Genomic DNA, 18,245 nt, shown 5'->3' on the forward strand with positions numbered 1-18,245 from the left:
GGCGAAACAGGTCCGGGGACTTTCAGGGAGGAAGACTTGAAAACCGCATTGTACACGACCGCCGCGATCATCGCGCTGACCGCGGGCAGCGCGCAGGCGCAGCTGGTGATCGAACCGGGCAGCGACGACCGCATCAACTGGGCCAGCCTGGACGAGTTCAAGGCCGCGCATTCCGACCTTGAGGGGCAGAGCTTCAACATCCTGGGCCCCTGGCTGGGCGGCGACCAGGAGCTGTTCCAGTCGGTCATCGCCTATTTCAACGAGGCGACCGGCGCGCAGGCGAACTATTCCGGTTCCGACAGCTTCGAGCAGCAGATCGTCATCGACAGCGAGGCCGGATCGCCCCCCGATGTCGCGGTCTTTCCGCAGCCGGGCCTGGCCTCGGATCTGGCCGAAAAGGGCTTCCTGCGCCCCCTGGGCGAGGAGACGGCGCAATGGCTGACCGACAACTATGCCGCGGGCGAAAGCTGGGCGGCGCTGGGCACCTATGCGGGCCCCGACGGGACCGAGGCGCTGTACGCCTTCCCGTACAAGGCCGACGTCAAGTCGCTGGTCTGGTACGTCCCCGAGAACTTCGAGGATGCCGGCTATGAGATCCCCGAGACCTACGAGGACCTGAAGGCCCTGACCGAGCAGATCGCCGAGGAGGGAGAGACCCCCTGGTGCATCGGCCTGGGATCGGGCGGCGCGACCGGCTGGCCCGCGACCGACTGGGTCGAGGACCTGATGCTGCGCACCGCCACGCCCGAGGATTACGACGCCTGGACGACCAATGCGATGCCGTTCAACGACCCCAAGGTCGTGGCCGCGATCGACGAGTTCGGTTGGTTCGCCAAGAACCCCGATTTCGTCGCGGGCGGCGTCGGATCGGTCAGCGCGACCGATTTCCGCGAAAGCCCCGCCGGCCTGTTCGACAGCCCGCCCGCCTGCTACCTGCACCGTCAGGCCAGCTTCATCACGACCTTCTTCCCTGAGGGCACGGTCGTGGGCGAGGATGCCGACTTCTTCTACATGCCCGCTCCCGCATCGGGTGACCTGGGCCAGCCCGTCCTGGGCGGCGGCACCATGTTCGCGGTCCTGTCGGACAACCCCGCCGCGATGGCCTTCGTCGAGTTCCTGAAGACCCCCGTCGCGCACGAGATCTGGATGGCGCAGCAGGGCTTCGTCACGCCCTATACCGGCGCCAATGTCGAGGCCTATGACGATCCGACCGTCCGCCGCATGGGGCAGATCCTGCTGGACGCGACGGTCTTCCGGTTCGACGGGTCGGACCTGATGCCCGGCGCGATCGGCGCGGGGGCGTTCTGGACCGGGATGATCGATTTCGTCGGCGGCGCCTCGGCACAGGACGTCGCGGACAATATCCATGCCAGCTGGGCTTCGCTGAACTGACGACGACCGGCGCGGCGGCCGCGACGCCGCCGCGCCCCATGATCCAGGGGGGAGACCGGGAATGGAATTGCTGTGGTTGGCGGTCAGCACGATCGCGATCGGGGTCTTTGGCTGCGTGGCCTGGTTCTGGGGGTCGAACTGGCTGCTGGACCGCATCTATCCGCCGCGCGGGGCGCAGGCGGGCGACAACATCCGGCGGGCGAACCAGATCCGCCCCTGGCTGTTCCTGGGGCCCGCGATCCTGTTCCTGACGACCTATCTGGTCTATCCGGTGCTGGACAGCTTCTGGCGGTCGCTGTTCAATTCGAACGGATCGCAGTTCGTCGGCCTGGACAACTATGTCTGGCTGGTGAACGACGGCAAGTTCCGGGAATCCATGCTGAACAACATGGCCTGGCTGCTGGTCGTGCCGGCCCTGTCCACGCTGTTCGGCCTGCTGGCCGCGCAGCTGACCGACCGGCTGAAATGGGGCAACATCGGCAAGTCGCTGATCTTCATGCCCATGGCCATCAGCTTTGTCGGCGCGGGCGTGATCTGGAAGTTCATCTATGAATACCGCGCCTCGGGCGAGACGCAGATCGGCCTTCTGAACTGGATCGTGACCCAGCTGGGTGGAGAGCCGCAGATCTGGCTGACCCTGCCGGTTTGGAACAACCTTCTGCTGATGATCGTGCTGGTCTGGATCCAGACTGGCTTCGCGATGGTCATCCTGTCGGCCGCCCTGCGCGGCATCCCCGAGGAGACGATCGAGGCCGCCATTCTGGACGGCGCATCCCCCCTGCAGGTCTTCTTCAAGATCAAGGTGCCGCAGATCATGGGCACCATCGCGGTGGTCTGGACCACCATCACCATCGTCGTGCTGAAGGTCTTCGACATCGTCTTCGTCATGACCAACGGGCAATGGGGCACGCAGGTGCTGGCGAACCTGATGTATGACTGGATGTTCCGCGGCACGCCCGATTACGGGCGCGGATCGGCCATCGCCATCGTCCTGATGATCCTGGTCACCCCGATCATGGTCTGGAACATCTACAACGCACGCAAGGAGGTCCGCTGATGGAGGGGATGGCTGGACAGAAGTCGTCGCTGGCCTGGGCGGTCAACATTGCGGCCTTCCTGCTGGTGCTGGTGTGGACGATCCCGACGCTGGGCCTGTTCGTGTCGTCGTTCCGCGACCGCGACCAGATCTCGACCTCGGGGTGGTGGCAGTCGTTCTCGGGCTCGGTGCAGACCGGTTTCGTGCGTTCGGGCACGGCCGAGGACCAGGTGCAGGAGGGCGATCTCTATGTGATCCAGGGCAGCGCCCTGGAGGGCACGCAGGAGTTGACCGCTTGGGGCACCAGCGCGCGTCAGCCCGATGCCAACGCCCCCGGCGACACCGTCGAGCTGGAGCCGGGGATCGATCTGACCGTGGCCGAGGACGGCAGCTATCGCATGACCTCGGCCCAGCCATTCGAAATGCGGCGGGGTGAACGGATCTTCACCACAACCCTGTCGCCGCCGGCCTTCACGACCGACAACTATTCCCGGGTTCTGACCGCGGGCGGGCTGGGGCGCGCCTTCATGAACACCATGACGGTGACGATCCCCGCCACCGTCATCCCGATCCTGATCGCGGCCTTTGCGGCCTATGCGCTGGCCTGGATGCAGTTTCCGGGCCGGGCCCTGCTGACGGCCTGCGTGGTGGGGCTTCTGGTCGTGCCGCTGCAGGTGGCGCTGATCCCATTGCTGCGGCTGCACAACGAACTGGGCATCGGCAAGGGATACCTGGGCATCTGGCTGGCCCATACCGGGTTCGGCCTGCCGCTGGCGGTCTATCTGCTGCGAAATTACATGGTCGGCCTGCCACGAGAGGTCATCGAGAGCGCCCGCGTCGACGGCGCGACCGAATTCCAGATCTTCCGCCGGATCATCCTGCCGCTGTCCTTCCCCGCCCTGGCCAGTTTCGCGATCTTCCAGTTCCTGTGGGTCTGGAACGACCTGCTGGTTGCCACCGTGTTTCTGGGCAATACGCGCGAACAGCTGGTCATGACCGGCCTGCTGCGCGAGTTGATGGGATCGCGCGGAGGTGAATGGGAGATCCTTGCAACCTCTGCCTTTATCTCGATAGCCGTGCCGCTGCTGGTGTTCTTTGCCATGCAGAAATATCTGGTCCGCGGATTGCTGGCCGGCTCGGTGAAAGGTGGATGATCTTGACTGAACAGACGACGGATTGGTGGAAGGGCGGGATCATCTATCAGATCTACCCGCGCAGTTTCCAGGACACGACCGGCAGCGGCACGGGCGATCTGGCGGGCATCGCCCAACGCCTGCCCTATGTGGCGTCCCTGGGCGTTGATGCGGTCTGGATCTCTCCGTTCTTCACCTCTCCGATGAAGGATTTCGGCTACGACGTCAGCGATTATTGCGGCATCGACCCGATCTTCGGCACGATGGAGGATTTCGACTGGCTGGTGCAAAGCGCGCACGAGCTGGGGCTGAAGGTCATGATCGACCTGGTGATGTCGCACACCTCGGACCAGCATCCCTGGTTCAAGGAAAGCCGCACCAGCCGTGACAACCCGAAATCCGACTGGTACGTCTGGTCCGACCCGCGCCCGGACGGCACCCCGCCCAACAACTGGTTGTCGATCTTCGGCGGCAGCGCGTGGCAATGGGATGCCCGGCGGGAACAGTATTTCCTGCACAACTTCCTGTCGTCGCAGCCGGACCTGAATTTTCACAACCCTGCCGTCCAGGATGCCCTGATCGAGATGGCGCGGTTCTGGCTGGACAAGGGCGTCGACGGCTTCCGGCTGGACACGATCAACTTCTATTTCCACGACGCCCAGCTGCGCGACAACCCGCCCCTGGCGCCGGAATTGCGCAAGTCGGACACGGCCCCCGCCGTGAACCCCTACAACCACCAGAGCCACCGCTTCAGCAAATCGCAGCCCGAGAACCTGGCCTTCCTTGAACGGTTCCACCAGGCGCTGGTGCCTTACGGCGCCGCCGTCGTGGGCGAGATCGGCGACAGCGAGCGCGGGCTGGAACTGCTGGAGGAGTATACCGGCGTCCCGGGCCGGGTGCAGATGTCCTATGTCTTCGACTTCCTGTCGGGTGACGACCTGCCCGCCGCGCGCGTGGTCGAGGTGTTCGATAAGCTGCACGACATCGCGCCCAACGCCTGGCCCTGCTGGGCCATGTCGAACCATGACGTGGTGCGCCACGTCACGCGCTGGAACCTGCCAGACCAGGCGGCCAAGGCCTATGCGACGGTGCTGTTGTGCCTGCGCGGGTCGGTCTGCCTGTACCAGGGAGAGGAACTGGGCCTGCCCGAGGCCGACCTGCGCTTCGAGGATCTGCGCGATCCGTATGGCATCGAGTTCTGGCCCGAGTTCAAGGGCCGCGACGGTTGCCGGACGCCGATGGTCTGGGACATGGGCGTGAACGGCGGTTTCTCGACCAGCCAGCCCTGGCTGCCGGTGCCGCACACGCATCTGCAGCGCACCGTCGTCAGCCAGGAGGCCGACGCCCAGTCCATGCTGCACCATTATCGCTGGGCGGTCGGCCTGCGCCGCAAGCACAGCGCATTGCGCTGCGGAAACATGACTGACATCAAGGCCGAGGGGCCGGTGCTGTCCTTCCGCCGCCGTGACGACAAGCAGACCCTGCTGATCCGCGCCAACCTGTCCGACGACGATGCGGGCGGGCTGATGCCGTGGCAGGTCCAGATCATCGAAGGGTAGGGGAGGAAGACCGCAAATGGCCGATCTGAAACTGACGGACGTCGCCAAGTCCTATGGCGACGTGCAGGTGCTGAGGGACATCGACCTGGACATCCGTTCCGGAGAGTTCATCGTCTTTGTCGGGCCGTCCGGCTGCGGGAAATCCACGCTCTTGCGCATGATCGCGGGCCTGGAGCAGATCACCGGGGGAGAGCTGAAGATCGGCGGGCAGGTGATGAACGACATCCCGCCCAGCCAGCGCGGCATCGCGATGGTGTTCCAGTCCTATGCGCTTTACCCGCACATGACGGTCCGCGACAACATGGCCTTCGCGCTGAAGATCGCGGGCCAGTCCAAGGAGCAGATCCAGGCCGCGACCGACCGCGCCGGCAAGATGCTGCAGCTGACGCCCTATCTGGACCGCCTGCCCAAGGCGCTGTCGGGTGGCCAGCGCCAGCGCGTGGCCATCGGGCGGGCCATCGTGCGCGACCCCAAGGTCTATCTGTTCGACGAACCGCTGTCGAACCTGGACGCCGCCCTGCGCGTCGCCACCCGGATCGAGATCGCACAGCTGAAGGCCTCGATGCCCGACCGCACGATGATCTATGTCACCCACGACCAGACCGAGGCGATGACCCTGGCCGACCGCATCGTGGTGCTGGCCGGCGGCGGCATCGCGCAGGTCGGCGCGCCGCTGGAGCTGTACGAGCGTCCGATGACCGAATTCGTGGCCCAGTTCATCGGCAGCCCGGCGATGAACCTGCTGCCCGGGCGGGTCAAGACCGTGGGCGCGATGACCACCGTCGCGCTGGACGTGGGCCTGGAGGCGCAGGTCGCCATCCCGACCCGTGCCGGCGACGAGGGCATGGTCGTCAACCTGGGCGTCCGCCCCGAGGATATGCGCGAGACCGACGGCACCCCGGTCTTCGAGGGGACCGTCGATCTGACCGAGGCCCTTGGGGAGGTCACGCTGCTGTACTTCGGCACCGGGGCCGAGACCGCGCCGATCACCGCCAAGCTGCCGGGCATCCACCCGGACCTGAAGGGCAAGCGCGTCCGGCTGACCGCCGACCCCCATGCGCTGCACCTGTTCCACAAGGGACAGTCGCTGCTGTACCGGGACGGCGCCGACCGTCTGCCGCCCTATCAGCCGCGCATGGCCGCGCCCTCGGGCAGCATGGGCGGCACGCCCGCGCAGTCGGATCGCGGTCCGGACCGGGCGATGGAGGGGATGGTCATCCCCGAGGGTCCGGTACGCTGAGCCCCGGGGCGCGACCAAAGTCGCAGATCGCGCCCCGCAAACCGTGCTATACTTTCCCCATCCTGAGGGGGAGACCATGACCGAACGCAACCACGCGGAGCTTGTGGCCGCGCAGTCGCAGTCACGCAGCGCCACCTCGGCGCTGGCCGCATCCTGGCGGCGGTCCATGCTGAAGCACGGGCTGGACCCCGCCGACCGCCGCCGCCCGGATCGCCTGTCCGACAGCGAACTGGCCGACCGCCATCAGGCGATGCAGGCCTTCCTGAACGTCGCCGGACCGCAGCTGGACCAGCTGTACAACCTGGTCGGCCTGTCGGGCTGCAACGTGCTGCTGACCGATGCGCATGGCATCGTGCTGGACCAGCGGGTGTCGGATGCCGACGCCCAGCAGTTCCGCGACTGGGGCCTGTGGCAGGGCGCCGACTGGTCCGAGGCCGCGCAGGGCACCAACGGCATCGGCACCTGCCTGGCCGAGGGCCGGCAGGTCACCATCCACCGCGACGAACATTTCCGCACACTGAACACCGCGATGTCCTGCATGGACGCGCCGATCTGGGGACCGGACGGGCGGCTGCTGGCCGCGCTGGACGTCAGTTCGGCGCGCGCGGACCAGACCGAACGCTACAACCGGCTGATATCGGCGCAGGTGGCGCAGACCGCGCGGGCGATCGAATCGCTGTTCTTCCGGATGTCGTTTCCCGACGCGCGCATCGTCGTGGCCTCGGACGATCAGGGCGAACAGGCGGTGCTGCTGGCGGTGGACAAGGATGACCTGGCCATCGGCGCCACCCGCGCCGCCCGCCGCGTCCTGGGGCTGGAGCGCGAGGGTACGATCCGCCCGCGCCCGGCGGCCGACCTGCTGGGCCGCCAGGACGACCTGACCGGGTTCGACCGGGCCGAACGCGCCGCCGTGATGCGCGCCCTGGCCCGCGCGCAGGGCAACGTGTCGGCAGCCGCACGCGCGCTTGGGATCGGGCGGGCGACGATGTACCGGCGCATGGCGCGCCTTGGGCTTGGTGAAAATCACGGGGGACTGTCTCACATGTGAGACAGCTTCTGCGCTGCGGCGTGGATCGGCGGTTGCGACGAATCACGTGCTGTCCGACGCTTTGCGCATACCCGGACCAGGAGATCCGGGGGCTGACATCCTGAGGAGGAGGAACCGATGCCGAACGACCAGACGCACGAATTCAAGGGCGTGGGCGTGATGCCCTTTGCCCGCCGCTATGACAACTTCATCGGTGGCGAATGGACGGCGCCCAAGTCGGGCCGCTACTTCACCAACACCACGCCCATCACCGGGGCCGAGATCGGCGAGATCGCCCGGTCCAATGCCGACGACATCGAGGCCGCGCTGGACGCGGCGCACAAGGCCAAGGGGGCTTGGGGCCGCACCTCGACCACCGATCGGTCCAACGCGCTGCTGAAGATCGCCGACCGGATGGAGGCGAACCTGGAGCTGCTGGCCACCGCCGAGACCTGGGACAACGGCAAGCCCATCCGCGAGACGATGGCCGCCGACCTGCCGCTGGCCATCGACCATTTCCGCTACTTCGCGGGCGTCCTGCGCGCGCAGGAGGGCGGCATTTCTGAAATCGACAACGACACGATCGCGTACCACTTCCACGAGCCCCTGGGCGTGGTGGGCCAGATCATCCCGTGGAACTTTCCGCTGCTGATGGCCTGTTGGAAGCTGGCGCCCGCGCTGGCCGCCGGCAACTGCGTGGTGCTGAAACCCGCGGAACAGACCCCGGCCACGATCATGGTCTTTGCCGAACTGATCGCAGACATCCTGCCGCCGGGCGTCCTGAACATCGTCAACGGTTTCGGCCTTGAGGCGGGCAAGCCGCTGGCGTCGAACCCGCGCATCTCCAAGATCGCCTTCACCGGGGAAACCACCACCGGCCGCCTGATCATGCAGTACGCGTCCGAGAACCTGATCCCGGTCACGCTGGAACTGGGTGGCAAGTCGCCCAACATCTTCATGGAGGATGTCTGCCGCGAGGACGACGACTTCTTCGACAAGGCGATCGAGGGTTTCGTGATGTTCGCGCTGAACCAGGGCGAGGTCTGCACCTGCCCGTCGCGCGCCCTGATCCACGAGAAGATTTATGATCAGTTCATGGAACGCGCGCTGAAGCGCGTCGAGGCCATCGTGCAGGGCGACCCGCGCGACAGCGCGACGATGATCGGCGCGCAGGCCTCGAGCGAGCAGAAGGAGAAGATCCTCTCCTACTTCGACATTGGTCGCAAGGAAGGCGCCGAGGTGCTGATCGGCGGCGAGGCCGCGGATCACGGCGGAGAGCTGTCGGGCGGGTTCTACATCAAGCCGACGGTGTTCAAGGGCCACAACAAGATGCGGGTCTTCCAGGAGGAGATCTTCGGCCCGGTCGTGTCCGTGACCACCTTCAAGGACCAGGACGAGGCGCTGTCGATCGCCAATGACACGCTGTACGGTCTGGGCGCGGGCCTGTGGTCGCGGGATGCGAACACCTGCTACCGCTTCGGTCGCGCGATCCAGGCGGGCCGGGTCTGGACCAACTGCTATCACGCCTATCCGGCCCACGCGGCCTTCGGCGGCTACAAGCAGTCGGGCATCGGGCGTGAAAACCACCGCATGATGCTGGACCACTATCAGCAGACCAAGAACATGCTGGTCAGCTACAGCCCCAAGAAGCTGGGCTTCTTCTAAGACCTTGCGGGCGGCCTTCGGGTCGCCCGCAACCCGCACCGATCCTGCGGCGTTGGGCCACACGCCACCTGCGGAGCGCGCCATGCCCAAGGACAGTATCATCGACCCCGAGGACGCCGCGATCAGCGCGGGCCTGACCTATGTGAACGACGACATGCCGGGCATCACGCGCCAGCGGTCGGGCAAGGGGTTTTCGTACAAGGGACCGGACGGGCGCACCATCACCGACAAGGCGGAACGCAAGCGGCTGGCGTCGCTGGCCATTCCGCCCGCCTATGTCGACGTCTGGATCTGCCCCGATCCGCGCGGCCACATCCAGGCGACCGGACGCGACGCCAAGGGCCGCAAGCAGTACCGGTATCACCCCGAATTCCGCGAGCTGCGCGACAGCAGCAAGTATGACCGCATGCTGGATTTCGCGCGCGGCCTGCCGCAGCTGCGCGCGCAGGTCGATGCCGACATGTCGCGCCGCGGCCTGCCGGTGGAAAAGGTGCTGGCGACCATCGTGTTCCTGCTGGAGAACACCATGATCCGCGTGGGCAACACCCGCTATGCGCGCGAGAACAAGTCGCACGGGCTGACCACGCTGCGGATGCGGCATGTCACGCTGGACGGCAATCAGGTCCGCTTCAAGTTCAAGGGCAAGTCGGGCAAGGAATGGAACCTAGGCCTGCGCGACCGCCGCATTGCCCGCATCATCCGTGCCGTGCAGGAGATCCCCGGCCAGCACCTGTTCCAGTATGTCGATGACGACGGAACCCGCCGCCAGGTCACCTCGACCGAGGTGAACGACTATCTGCGCCAGATCACCGGGCGGCAGGTCACCGCCAAGGATTTCCGAACCTGGACCGGCACGGTCCTGGCCGCCCTGGCATTGGCCGAATACGAGAAGGCCGACAGCGAAGCAGCCGCCAAGCGCAACGTGCGCGACGCCATCGAATCGGTTGCCGCGCGGCTTGGCAACACGCCCACCATCTGCCGCCAGTGCTATGTGCACCCCCAGATCATCGACGCCTATCTGGCCGACGAGTTGCGGTTGGAGCTGGCCGACACGATCGACGACACCCTGACCCAGACCGACCTGCGCCCCGAAGAGACGCAGGTCCTGCGGTTCCTCAAGAAGAGGCTGAAGACATGAGCACCGTCACCGCCACCCCCGCCGCGCTGGAACTGATCGCCGAGATCGTGGCCGATCACGGCCCGGTCCTGTTCCACCAGTCAGGCGGCTGCTGCGACGGGTCGTCGCCGATGTGCTATCCCCAAGGCGATTTCCGCGTGGGCGAACGCGACGTGCAGCTGGGAGAGATCGGCGGCGCGCCCTTCTACATCTCGGCCAGCCAGGCCGAGGCGTGGGCCCATACCGACCTGATCATCGACGTGGTGCCGGGGCGGGGCGGCATGTTCAGTCTGGACAACGGTCGCGAGAAGCGGTTCCTGACCCGATCCGAGATGTGCAGCATCTAGCGCCAAGCAGCGTTGTGACCAAGGCCGCGCTGCGCTAGACACGGGCGACACCTGCGAAAGGCTTGCCCCATGACCCACAGCGTCTTCATCGATGGCGAGGCCGGCACCACCGGCCTGCAGATCCGCGACCGCCTGCTGGGACGCGACGACATCCGCCTGGTCCAACTGGACCCCGCGATGCGCAAGGACCCGCAGGCCCGCGCCGACTGCTTTGCGCAGGCCGATGTCGCGATCCTGTGCCTGCCGGATGCCGCCGCGCGCGAGGCCGTGACCCTGACGGCCGACATGGACGTACGCCTGATCGACGCCTCGACCGCGCACCGGATCGATCCGGACTGGGTCTTCGGCTTTCCCGAACTGGCCCCCGAAATGCGCGAGCGCATCGCCGCCGCGCGGCTGGTCAGCAATCCGGGCTGCTATTCGACCGGCGCGATCGCCATCGTGGCCCCGCTGGTCGCTGCCGGCCTGGTCGACGAGACCGAGGCGCTGTCGATCAACGCCGTCAGCGGCTATACCGGCGGCGGCAAGGCAATGGTCGCGGATTTCGAGGCAGGCACCGCGCCCGTGCATTTCATCTATGGCCTGGATCAGCGCCACAAACACATCCCCGAGATCATGACCCATGGCGGCCTGCTGCTGCAGCCGGTCTTCGCGCCTTCGGTCGGGAATTTTGCCCAAGGCATGGCGGTCCAGCTGCCGCTGCAGCTGGATGACGACCGCAGCGTCGCGGCCCTGCACCAGGCGCTGGCCGATCATTACGCGAACGAGGCCTTCGTGCAGGTCGTGTCCGCCGACCAGATCGGCGCCCGCATCGACCCGACCGCGCTGAACGGCAGCAACGTGCTGCGCATCAGTGTGCATGGCGACGATGAGACCGGATGCGCCACGATCGTCGCGGTGCTGGACAACCTGGGCAAGGGCGCATCGGGCGCCGCGGTCCAGAACATGAACATCATGCTGTGCCTGCCCGAGGGCACCAGCCTCTGACGCCCCACGCCATCCTTGCGGAAACGTTAACGACGTTGCGCGATAGGTTTTGACGCCGGTCGTGCGACGTCGTTAATGAATGCCATTCTGTCCCCGCACATGAACGGGACAGAGTCGTTTTTCATGGTTTTTTTGCAAGGGGTTAACGATGGCGCGCGTACAAGCGTATTCCGGTTTCGACATCACGAATTTTGATCTCAGCGTATTGTATTACGATGCATTCAATGTCGAATTCTTTGACAATCTTTATTTCAATTATGACGGACAGCAGTTTGAGGACGTCTTGCTGGTCGATTATTACAGCGGCGGTTACGATTTTGCGACGATCTTCGGCGGCAGCGGTTTTCGTCAGACTGGTGAGGACATCACGGGTGGAACCGTCACTCTGATCGCCGGGGCCGCCGATATTGGCGGATATTACTACGATCAATGGCAGATCGATCAGCTGAGGGTGCCCTTGGCGGATATCTACAATGCCTCCCTGACATTCTCGCGTGTCGATGATCAGCGGATCATCGAACGGATGTTATCGGGCAACGACGTCTTCACCCTCAGCTTCGAGGACGACCGCGCTTTCGGGATGGCAGGCGACGACACGCTGTACGGCAATGGCGGCAACGACATCCTTGGCGGCGGGATCGGCCATGACGCGCTTTATGGCGGCGCCGGCCTGGACCGGGTGCTGATGGATGCGGGCAATGACGTGATCGACGGCGGTTCAGGCGTTGACACGGTCGTGCTGCAGGGCGCCACGGGCGGCCGCATCGATCTGGCGCTGACCGGGCGGCAGGACACCCGCCATGGCCTGGACATCATCCGCGGGGTCGAGAATGCCGAAGGCGGCGCCGGCCATGACGTGCTGCTGGGCAACGCGCAGGGCAACCTGATGCGTGGCAACGCGGGCAATGATCGGCTGGAAGGGCGCGCAGGCAACGACACGCTGGAGGGCGGGTTCGGCAATGACCGTCTGCATGGCGGGCAGGGGGCGGATCGGCTGGCGGGCGGAGCGGGCAACGACACCCTGATCGGCGGACAGGGGGCGGATCTGCTGACCGGGGGCGTCGGTGCGGATACGTTTGTCTTCGGGTCGATGGCCGACAGCCAGGGCGCCCAGACCGACCTGATCCTTGATTTCCGGCGCGGCAGCGATCGGATCGACCTGTCCGGCATTGATGCGGACTGGCGGACCCCCGGAAACCAGGCGTTCCACATGACCGACAGCTTCGAGCCCGGGCAGGGTGCACAATTGATGGTGCAGTATGTCCCGCAGACCAACGTGACGCGTGTGATGATGGATGCGAACGGAGATGGCCGCGTGGACGGGATGATCCGCCTGTCAGGCCAGCTGTCGCTGACCGAGGCGGATTTCATTCTGTAGATGGATGATCCGGATATGGTGGAGCCGAGGGGAATCGAACCCCTGACCTCGTCATTGCGAACGACGCGCTCTACCAACTGAGCTACGACCCCAACGCTGTTTTGATCGCGTGGGCGGCGCGGTTTGTCAAGTGGGCCGCGCCGCCCTGTTCATCACTCGGGCAGGGTGAAGGCGATCAGCTGATCGGCCACCTGCGGCTTGATGATGGAATTGCCACCGACGGTAAAGACCACGTATTGCTGGCCATCATAATCATAGACCGCGGGGATCGACACGGCCGGGGCGTCAACCTGGGCCTTCCACAACACGTCGCCGGTGGCGGCGTCCAGCGCGCGCACCCGGGCGTCCATCGACGCGCCGATGAAGATCAGCCCGGACGCCGTCACGACCGGCCCGCCGATGGTGGGCGAACCCCAGCTTTCCGGCATGTAGAAGCCCCATTGCTGCGTCTGTCCGAAGGGACGCTCCCACAGCGTTTCACCCGATTTCAGGTCGATGGCGGACATCAGACCATAGGGCGGCTTCCAGCAGGGCATGCCGATCGGGTTCAGGAAGTTGGTCAGGCTGAAACCGTAGGGCGTGCCGGTCATCGGGAACAGGCCGCCCTCGGCCTCGCTGCCGCCGCTGGTCATGGTGTCGTAATCCTCGCGCTCGATCAGTTGATAGATCTGCGCCACGCGAGAGCTGTTGATATAAAGGATGCCGCTTTCCGGATCGACCGCGCCGCCGCCCCATTGAAAGCCGCCCGCGGTGGCCGGATAGGCCAGCGTCCCTTCCAGGCTGGGCGGGGTGTAACGGCCCTCATAGCGCAGCTCGTCGAACTTGCGCGAGCAATAGCCGAAGGACGCGATGTCGGCCAAGCTGAACACGCCGCCCCAGTCATCGCCGATGGGCGATTTCGGCAGGGTCGGAATGGGCTGCGTCGGCGACGAGACCTCTCCCTCGACATCCGTCGGGGGACGGGGGTGTCTTCGATCGGAAAGATCGGCTCTCCGGTCAGGCGGTTCAGAACGAAGGCATAGCCCATCTTGGTCGGCTGGACCAAGGCGGGGGTGCTGCCCCCCTCGCCGGGGATATCCACAAGGGTTGGTGCCGCTACGGTATCGTAATCCCAGATGTCGTGGTTCACCAACTGGCGCGACCACACGACCTCTCCGGTGTCGCCATTCACCGCGGTGACCGAGGTCGCCAGGGGGATCGGGTCGGTGCGCGTCCCGCCGTAGAAATCCGCACTCGGGCTGGAGACGGGGAGGAAGGCCAAACCGTTCTCCTCGTCGACCGACATGGCGGTCCAGACGTTCGAGGTGCCGGTCACGCCGTCGTAATCCTCGGGGATCGAATGGAAGGTCCAGTCCAGTTCGCCGGTGCGCGCGTCGACGGCAAAGACCGACCCCAGGGGGTTCGCTGCGTCGTGCCAGTCCTTGCCCGCCCAACCCAGCAACAGCTTGTCGCGAAAGACGGTGGGCGGCTGCAACTGCGATAGCGGAAAGTTTGCGTCGGGCTTGTTCCACTGGTTCACGTCCAGGATGCCGCCCTCGCCGAAATCGGCGCACAGTTCCCCGGTATCGGCATCCACCGCATGCAGTTCGGCGTCCATCGTGCCGATATAGACCCGCCGCGCGCAGGGTCCGTCTCCCTCTCCCTCCCAATAGGTCACGCCGCGGTTCTTCAGTTCGGGCTGGGACAGGGGCTCCAGCGTGGTGTCGTCGGGCTCATACGTCCAGGCGATCTCTCCGGTGTCGGGATGAACGGCCAGGATGCGATAGAAGGGCGTGCCGACATACAACAGGTCGTTGGCCAGAATCGGCGTCGCAGACCAGACCGTGCCCGGAATGTCGCCCGACCCGTCGGAGACATCCCCGGTGTGAATCTCCCAAGCCATCTCAAGATCGCCGACGTTCTCGGGGGTGATCTGGGTGGAGGCGCTGTATTTCTGGGCCATGCCGTTTCCGTGGAAACCGGTCCATTCGGTCTGTTGCGCATGGGCGGCGGGGGCCAGCAGGATCAGGGCGGGAAGGATGCGGATCATGGCTTTTACCTCGCGACCAGGATGAAGATCAGCCACAGGGCCAGCGTCAGCGCGATGGCCAGCATCAGCCAGCCCTGCATCAGGAACCACGCGCAGATCAGCGTCAGCAGCCCCCCGATCAGGATCATCACCGCGACGAAGGTGCGGAACCGGCCCGGCGACAGACGCCCGACCAGCAGCGCAGCCACGGTCAGCGCGACCATGCCAAGGATGGCCAGCCCGGCGCCGGCAGTTCCGGTGATGCCCGATCCGCGCTGGAAGAAGGCCAGGATGGCCAAGACCAGGCCGATCACGGCAGGGACCGCCATCAGATTGGCGACCAGCTCCTCTCGGGCGCGGTGGGCGGGGGGCAGGGTGTCGGGCATCGGGACCTCTGGCATGGGGTCTGACCGGCGCGATCACGGGGCCGTGTCAGATCGTGACATGCAAGGGCAATGCCCGGGGCGGGGCAGGGTTCCCCCCAAGGCCTGGATTTCGGGCCTTGGGGGCTGGCATCGCCTATTCGGCAGCCTCGGCATAGGCTTCCAGCGGCGGGCAGGTGCAGATCAGGTTGCGGTCGCCGTGGGCGTTGTCTACGCGCCCGACCGGCGGCCAGTACTTGTCCACGCGGAACGCACCTGCCGGGAAACAGCCCTGTTCGCGCGAATAGGGGCGGTCCCAATCGCGGACCAGATCCTCGACCGTATGCGGCGCGTGGCGCAGCGGGCTCTGATCCGCGGCAATGCGACCCTCGGCCACGTCGGTGATCTCGTCGCGGATCGCCAGCAGAGCGGTGATGAAACGGTCGATCTCGGCCTTGGTCTCGCTCTCGGTCGGCTCGACCATCAGCGTGCCGCTGACCGGCCAGCTCATCGTGGGGGCGTGGAAGCCGTTGTCGATCAGGCGCTTGGCGATGTCGTCCACCGTCACGCCATGTTCGGCAAAGGGTCGCGTGTCGATGATGCATTCATGCGCCACCCGGCCGCGATTGCCCATGAACAGGATCGGATAGGCCCCGGCCAGCCGCGCCGCGATATAGTTCGCGTTTAGGATCGCTACGCGGGTGGCTTGGGTCAGGCCTTCGCCGCCCATCATCAGGCAATAGGCCCAGCTGATCAGCAGGATCGACGCCGATCCATAGGGCGCCGCACTGACCGCGCCTTCGCCGCCCTGCGGATTGCCGGGCAGGAAGGGCGCCAGATGCGCCTTGACCCCGATCGGCCCCATGCCGGGGCCGCCGCCGCCATGCGGGATGGCAAAGGTCTTGTGCAGGTTCAGGTGGCTGACATCGCCGCCGATCTCTCCGGGTTTCACCAGGCCGACCAGCGCATTCATGTTCGCGCCGTCGATATAGACCTGACCGCCATGCTCATGCGTGATGTCGCAGACCTGCCGCACGGTGTCCTCGAAGACGCCATGGGTGCTGGGATAGGTGATCATCACCGCCGCCAGCCGGTCGCCTGCCTTGGCCGCCTTGTCGGCGAAGTCCTCCAGGTCGATGTCGCCGTTCGGGGCGGATTTCACCACCACGACCTGCATCCCGCACATCTGCGCCGATGCCGGGTTCGTACCATGCGCCGACACCGGGATCAGGCAGATGTCACGCTCCTCGCCCCGCGCCTTGTGATAGGCCTGGATGGTCAGCAGCCCGGCATATTCCCCCTGCGCGCCGCTGTTCGGCTGCATGGAGAAGGCGTCGTAGCCGGTGATCACACACAGCTTCTGGGTCAGGTCCGCGATCGCCTCATGATACCCCGCCGCCTGATCGGCCGGCGCAAAGGGATGCAGCGCACCGAATTCCGGCCAGGTGATCGGCATCATCTCTGCCGCGGCGTTCAGCTTCATGGTGCAGCTGCCAAGCGGAATCATCGCCCGGTCCAGCGCCAGGTCCCGGTCCGACAGGCGGCGCATATAGCGCATCATCTCGGATTCGGCGCGGTTCATGTGAAAGACCGGATGGGTCAGGTACTCGCTCTCGCGCAGCAGCGCTTCGGGGATCGCGGGTGCGGTCGCCGCCGGTGCCGCATCGGTGATCCCGAACGCGTCCAGCAGGCGAATGATCACGCCCGCATCGGTCGTCTCGTCCACACTGATGCCCACGCGGTCGCGGCCCACCTTGCGCAGGTTGATGCTGCGATGACGCGCGGCGGCCATGATGCCCTGCTGGCCCACGCCCACCTTGACGGTGATCGTGTCAAAGAACGCCTCCGGCGCGACCTCGGCCCCCGCAGCACGCAGGGCATCGGCCACCGTGACCGCGTGCAGATGCACCCGCTGCGCGATGGCACGCAGGCCCACCGGCCCGTGGAACACCGCATAGAATCCCGCCATCACCGCCAGCAGCGCCTGCGCGGTGCAGACGTTGCTGGTGGCCTTCTCGCGGCGGATATGCTGCTCGCGCGTCTGCAGCGACAGGCGCAGCGCCTGCTTGCCCGAACTGTCGATGCTGACGCCCACGATGCGCCCCGGCATCGCCCGCTTCAGCGCGTCCCGGCAGGACATGAAGGCCGCATGCGGCCCGCCATAGCCCATCGGCACGCCAAAGCGCTGCGACGATCCAACGGCGATGTCGGCGCCCATCGCGCCCGGCTCCTTCAGAACGCACAGCGCCAGAAGGTCGGTCGCCACAATGGCCAGCGCGCCTGCGGCATGCAGCGCCTCGATCTCGGGGGTCAGGTCGCGGACATGGCCATAGGTGCCGGGATACTGGAACACCGCGGCAAAGACCTGATCCGCCACCAGATCGTCAACCGAGCCCTTGATGATGCGAATGCCCAAAGGCGCCGCCCGCGTCTCGATCACCGCGATGGTCTGCGGATGCAGGTCATGGGCCACGAAGAATGCGTCCGCCTTGGACTTCGACTGCCGCCGCGCCATGGCCATCGCCTCGGCCGCCGCGGTCGCCTCATCCAGCAGCGATGCGTTCGCCACCGGCAGCCCGGTCAGATCCGCAACCATGGTCTGGAAGTTCAGCAGCGCCTCCAGCCGCCCCTGCGCGATCTCGGGCTGATACGGCGTATAGGCCGTGTACCAGGCCGGGTTCTCCAGGATGTTGCGCTGGATCGCGGGGGGCGTGACGGTGCCATAGTAACCTTGGCCGATCAGGCTGGTCATCACCCGGTTCTTGTCCGCCACCTCACGCATGCGTGCCAGCAGCCCGGCCTCGGACAGCGCCGGCCAGTCCAGCGCATCCGACTGGCGGATCGCCGCGGGCACGGTCTGTTCGATCAGCTGGTCCAGGCTGTCGGCCCCAACCGCCTTCAGCATTTCGGCCATCTCGACCGGGGACGGGCCGATATGCCGGCGGTTCGCGAAATCGTCGGGGTTGTAGTCGGTGGGCGTCCAGCGGCTCATCC

15 protein-coding genes and 1 tRNA gene are annotated in these 18,245 nt (G+C 66.0%); 11 read left to right on the plus strand and 5 right to left on the minus strand.

What is annotated here, in order from left to right; genetic code table 11:
- The first annotated feature begins 36 nt into the window (after positions 1-36).
- From EOJ32_RS02500 to EOJ32_RS02550, 11 genes are all read left to right on the plus strand, one after another.
- Positions 37-1,392 carry an ABC transporter substrate-binding protein gene (locus tag EOJ32_RS02500; RefSeq protein ID WP_127897583.1) on the plus strand — a complete coding sequence of 452 codons (1,356 nt, stop codon included), beginning with the start codon at positions 37-39 and terminating at the stop codon, positions 1,390-1,392.
- 61 nt (positions 1,393-1,453) lie between these two features.
- The gene (locus tag EOJ32_RS02505) at positions 1,454-2,449 is read left to right on the plus strand and encodes a carbohydrate ABC transporter permease (RefSeq protein WP_046000585.1); all 996 of its coding nucleotides are present in this window, start codon (positions 1,454-1,456) and stop codon (positions 2,447-2,449) included.
- A complete protein-coding gene (locus tag EOJ32_RS02510; protein ID WP_127897584.1) occupies positions 2,449-3,582 on the plus strand; it encodes a carbohydrate ABC transporter permease in 1,134 nt (377 codons plus the stop codon). Before EOJ32_RS02505 ends, EOJ32_RS02510 begins: the two co-directional genes overlap by 1 nt.
- The gene (locus EOJ32_RS02515; protein WP_127897585.1) at positions 3,579-5,120 is read left to right on the plus strand and encodes an alpha-amylase family glycosyl hydrolase; all 1,542 of its coding nucleotides are present in this window, start codon (positions 3,579-3,581) and stop codon (positions 5,118-5,120) included. The genes EOJ32_RS02510 and EOJ32_RS02515 overlap by 4 nt, the downstream gene beginning before the upstream one ends.
- 16 nt (positions 5,121-5,136) lie before the next feature.
- The gene (locus tag EOJ32_RS02520) at positions 5,137-6,360 is read left to right on the plus strand and encodes an ABC transporter ATP-binding protein (protein ID WP_127897586.1); all 1,224 of its coding nucleotides are present in this window, start codon (positions 5,137-5,139) and stop codon (positions 6,358-6,360) included.
- Positions 6,361-6,436: 76 nt separating this feature from the next.
- Positions 6,437-7,408, plus strand: coding sequence for a GAF domain-containing protein (locus EOJ32_RS02525; RefSeq protein ID WP_240542478.1), 972 nt, complete (start codon positions 6,437-6,439; stop codon positions 7,406-7,408).
- A gap of 117 nt (positions 7,409-7,525) precedes the next feature.
- A complete protein-coding gene (adh, locus tag EOJ32_RS02530; RefSeq protein ID WP_046000587.1) occupies positions 7,526-9,052 on the plus strand; it encodes an aldehyde dehydrogenase in 1,527 nt (508 codons plus the stop codon).
- An 82-nt stretch (positions 9,053-9,134) separates the two neighbouring features.
- Complete coding sequence (locus EOJ32_RS02535; protein WP_127897587.1) at positions 9,135-10,190, plus strand: DNA topoisomerase IB; 1,056 nt, start codon at positions 9,135-9,137, stop codon at positions 10,188-10,190.
- The gene (locus tag EOJ32_RS02540; protein WP_045982321.1) at positions 10,187-10,516 is read left to right on the plus strand and encodes a DUF779 domain-containing protein; all 330 of its coding nucleotides are present in this window, start codon (positions 10,187-10,189) and stop codon (positions 10,514-10,516) included. Before EOJ32_RS02535 ends, EOJ32_RS02540 begins: the two co-directional genes overlap by 4 nt.
- Positions 10,517-10,585: 69 nt before the next feature.
- Complete coding sequence (gene argC, locus EOJ32_RS02545; RefSeq protein ID WP_127897588.1) at positions 10,586-11,503, plus strand: N-acetyl-gamma-glutamyl-phosphate reductase; 918 nt, start codon at positions 10,586-10,588, stop codon at positions 11,501-11,503.
- A gap of 148 nt (positions 11,504-11,651) precedes the next feature.
- Positions 11,652-12,881: a calcium-binding protein gene (locus tag EOJ32_RS02550; protein ID WP_045982323.1), complete on the plus strand. Its 1,230-nt coding sequence runs from the start codon at positions 11,652-11,654 to the stop codon at positions 12,879-12,881.
- 16 nt (positions 12,882-12,897) lie between these two features.
- Here EOJ32_RS02550 and EOJ32_RS02555 read toward each other — a convergent pair.
- The 5 genes from EOJ32_RS02555 to gcvP form a co-directional block, all read right to left on the minus strand.
- Positions 12,898-12,973 (minus strand) — tRNA-Ala (locus EOJ32_RS02555).
- Between the two features lie 60 nt (positions 12,974-13,033).
- Positions 13,034-13,558, minus strand: a complete 525-nt coding sequence (locus tag EOJ32_RS20315) for a PQQ-binding-like beta-propeller repeat protein (protein ID WP_240542479.1) — start codon at positions 13,556-13,558, stop codon at positions 13,034-13,036.
- Positions 13,537-14,910 carry a PQQ-binding-like beta-propeller repeat protein gene (locus EOJ32_RS02560; protein WP_240542480.1) on the minus strand — a complete coding sequence of 458 codons (1,374 nt, stop codon included), beginning with the start codon at positions 14,908-14,910 and terminating at the stop codon, positions 13,537-13,539. Before EOJ32_RS02560 ends, EOJ32_RS20315 begins: the two co-directional genes overlap by 22 nt.
- A gap of 5 nt (positions 14,911-14,915) precedes the next feature.
- Positions 14,916-15,275, minus strand: coding sequence for a hypothetical protein (locus tag EOJ32_RS02565; protein ID WP_046000590.1), 360 nt, complete (start codon positions 15,273-15,275; stop codon positions 14,916-14,918).
- A gap of 133 nt (positions 15,276-15,408) precedes the next feature.
- Positions 15,409-18,243, minus strand: coding sequence for an aminomethyl-transferring glycine dehydrogenase (gcvP, locus tag EOJ32_RS02570; RefSeq protein WP_127897589.1), 2,835 nt, complete (start codon positions 18,241-18,243; stop codon positions 15,409-15,411).
- Between the last annotated feature and the right edge of the window lie 2 nt (positions 18,244-18,245).

This window comes from Paracoccus sp. Arc7-R13, from assembly GCF_004010775.1.
Classification (GTDB): Bacteria; Pseudomonadota; Alphaproteobacteria; order Rhodobacterales; family Rhodobacteraceae; genus Paracoccus; species Paracoccus marcusii.

Coding starts and splice junctions, on each gene's coding strand:
- EOJ32_RS02505 (WP_046000585.1), top strand. CDS start 1,454: ATGGAATTGCTGTGGTTGGCGGTCAGCACGATCGCGATCGGGGTCTTT.
- EOJ32_RS02510 (WP_127897584.1), top strand. CDS start 2,449: ATGGAGGGGATGGCTGGACAGAAGTCGTCGCTGGCCTGGGCGGTCAAC.
- EOJ32_RS02515 (WP_127897585.1), top strand. CDS start 3,579: ATGATCTTGACTGAACAGACGACGGATTGGTGGAAGGGCGGGATCATC.
- EOJ32_RS02520 (WP_127897586.1), top strand. CDS start 5,137: ATGGCCGATCTGAAACTGACGGACGTCGCCAAGTCCTATGGCGACGTG.
- EOJ32_RS02525 (WP_240542478.1), top strand. CDS start 6,437: ATGACCGAACGCAACCACGCGGAGCTTGTGGCCGCGCAGTCGCAGTCA.
- adh (WP_046000587.1), top strand. CDS start 7,526: ATGCCGAACGACCAGACGCACGAATTCAAGGGCGTGGGCGTGATGCCC.
- EOJ32_RS02535 (WP_127897587.1), top strand. CDS start 9,135: ATGCCCAAGGACAGTATCATCGACCCCGAGGACGCCGCGATCAGCGCG.
- EOJ32_RS02540 (WP_045982321.1), top strand. CDS start 10,187: ATGAGCACCGTCACCGCCACCCCCGCCGCGCTGGAACTGATCGCCGAG.
- argC (WP_127897588.1), top strand. CDS start 10,586: ATGACCCACAGCGTCTTCATCGATGGCGAGGCCGGCACCACCGGCCTG.
- EOJ32_RS02550 (WP_045982323.1), top strand. CDS start 11,652: ATGGCGCGCGTACAAGCGTATTCCGGTTTCGACATCACGAATTTTGAT.
- EOJ32_RS02560 (WP_240542480.1), bottom strand. CDS start 14,910: ATGATCCGCATCCTTCCCGCCCTGATCCTGCTGGCCCCCGCCGCCCAT.
- EOJ32_RS02565 (WP_046000590.1), bottom strand. CDS start 15,275: ATGCCCGACACCCTGCCCCCCGCCCACCGCGCCCGAGAGGAGCTGGTC.
- gcvP (WP_127897589.1), bottom strand. CDS start 18,243: ATGAGCCGCTGGACGCCCACCGACTACAACCCCGACGATTTCGCGAAC.